This window comes from Kitasatospora sp. NPDC059817 (genome assembly GCF_042731835.1).
Classification (GTDB): domain Bacteria; phylum Actinomycetota; class Actinomycetes; order Streptomycetales; family Streptomycetaceae; genus Kitasatospora.
The window spans coordinates 1,864-3,786 of the sequence record NZ_JBHWIR010000181.1 but is presented as its reverse complement, the minus strand read 5'-3'; the positions used below and the strand labels follow the sequence as shown (position 1 = coordinate 3,786).

The 1,923-nt window shown below is 69.6% G+C and carries 3 protein-coding genes; all 3 read right to left on the bottom strand.

All coding sequences use genetic code 11. From position 1 onward, the window contains the following. Positions 1 to 180: 180 nt before the first annotated feature. The 3 genes from ACFV61_RS28825 to ACFV61_RS28815 all read right to left on the bottom strand — a co-directional run bounded on the left by ACFV61_RS28825 (position 181) and on the right by ACFV61_RS28815 (position 1,659). Positions 181 to 471 carry a DUF1416 domain-containing protein gene (locus ACFV61_RS28825; protein WP_030059605.1) on the bottom strand — a complete coding sequence of 97 codons (291 nt, stop codon included), beginning with the start codon at positions 469 to 471 and terminating at the stop codon, positions 181 to 183. 38 nt (positions 472 to 509) lie between these two features. After that, a complete protein-coding gene (locus ACFV61_RS28820) occupies positions 510 to 1,346 on the bottom strand; it encodes a sulfurtransferase (protein ID WP_350885168.1) in 837 nt (278 codons plus the stop codon). 232 nt (positions 1,347 to 1,578) lie between these two features. Next, positions 1,579 to 1,659 (bottom strand): Ms5788A family Cys-rich leader peptide, encoded by an 81-nt coding sequence (locus ACFV61_RS28815; protein ID WP_350517234.1) that lies wholly within the window; start codon positions 1,657 to 1,659, stop codon positions 1,579 to 1,581. Between the last annotated feature and the right edge of the window lie 264 nt (positions 1,660 to 1,923).

The following is a 1,923-nucleotide window of genomic DNA, read 5'->3' as shown; positions in this document are numbered from 1 at the left end:
CTGACCGAACTGCCGCCCGAGGTCGGCAGGTTGCGACGGCTGCGCACCCTCGACCCACGCACAACCCCGCGCCCCCCCGGGGCCCCCCCCCGCGGCAGGGCCCTCGGTGTACTTCGTCCGCGGATCTGGTGGATCGGGCGGATCAGGTGGATCGGGTCGATCGGGTCGATCGGGCGTCGATCAGACCGCGATCGCGACCTCGACGGCGGTGCCCTGGGAGGCCACCACCTGACGGTCCACGGTCTGGCCCGGCACCAGCGCGCGCAGGGTCCACTTGCCCGGGCGGGCGAAGAACCGGAACTGGCCGGTCGCCGAGGTGGGCACCTCGGCCGTGAACTCGCCCCCCTCGTCGAGCAGCCGGACGTAGCCGTTGACCGGCTCACCGTCGCGGGTCACCGAACCCTGGATGATCGTTTCGTTCGCCACGTCAACTCCTGCCAGGTCCGGGCCGCCGGCCTTCGCACCGCACATGTCTTGTCTTCCCTTCTGACGACGGTCGAGCCGCGGGCTCAGTTGCTGCCGAGCTCGATCGGCACGCCGACGAGGCTGCCGTACTCGGTCCACGAACCGTCGTAGTTCTTGACGTTCTCCTGGCCGAGCAGCTCGTGCAGGACGAACCAGGTGAGCGCGGAGCGCTCGCCGATGCGGCAGTAGGCGATGGTGTCCTTCGCCAGGTCGATGCCCTCGGCCTCGTACAGCGCCTTGAGCTCGTCGTCGCTCTTGAAGGTGCCGTCGTCGTTGGCGTTCTTGGCCCACGGGATGTTGCGGGCGCTCGGCACGTGGCCGGGGCGCTGCGACTGCTCCTGCGGGAGGTGCGCCGGGGCGAGCAGCTTGCCGGAGAACTCGTCGGGCGAACGGACGTCGACCAGGTTGAGCTGGCCGATGGCCGCGAGCACGTCGTCGCGGAAGGCGCGGATCGAGGAGTCGACGGCCTGCGCCCGGTACTCGGTGGCCTCGCGGGCCGGCACCTCGGCGACCAGGTCGCGGGAGTCCAGCTCCCACTTCTTGCGGCCGCCGTCCAGCAGGCGGACGTCACCGTGGCCGTACAGCTTGAAGTACCAGTAGGCGTACGAGGCGAACCAGTTGTTGTTGCCGCCGTAGAGCACGACGGTGTCGTCGTTGGCGATGCCCTTGGCGCTGAGCAGCGCGTCGAAGCCGGCCTGGTCGATGAAGTCGCGGCGGACCGGGTCCTGGAGGTCCTGCTTCCAGTCGATCCGGACGGCGTTGCGGATGTGGTTCTTGTCGTACGCGGAGGTGTCCTCGTCGACCTCGACGATGACGACCTTCGGGTCGTCCAGGTGGGCCTGGACCCAGTCGGCGTCGACCAGGACGTCGCTGCGGCTCATGGTGGTGTTCTCCATCCGAGGGCGGTGTGCGGAAGGTTCTGCTCGGGAGGTGCTGCTGGGTGCCCGGGCGACTGCGGTCCGAATTCCTGTCCGAATACTGGGACGAGGGTGGTGATCCAGGCCGACCGGGCGGGGAGCTGCGGGGTGCGGCGGCGACGGCCGGCCGGGGTGGCCGGGCAAGGTCACCGGGAAAATCGGCGGCGGGCTTCAACTGCCCAGCCAAAACGCCGAGTTAGCGCATTCGACACAGACAGGCGGCCACGCGGCACAGGTCGACCGCCCGCCGCTTCGTGAGATCCGTCTGTCGCTTCATGTCGACGATGCTAGGGACACCGAAGGCCCGCTGTCATCAGCGTACCGAATGCCGAGACCAGATAGACCGAATACTGAGATTTGACCCTTTCATGGTCTGCCGGGCAGCCGTCCCGTCCGAGACCGGCGGCCCCGGACGGCCCACAACGGGCGGAAACGACACCGCTCCGCGAGACGCGCCGGACGGGCGGGCGGGGAGGGGGGGGGCCAACACGCAGCATCGACGCGGGGGGCTAGGGGGTGTGGGCACGGGGGGGGTGGAGCG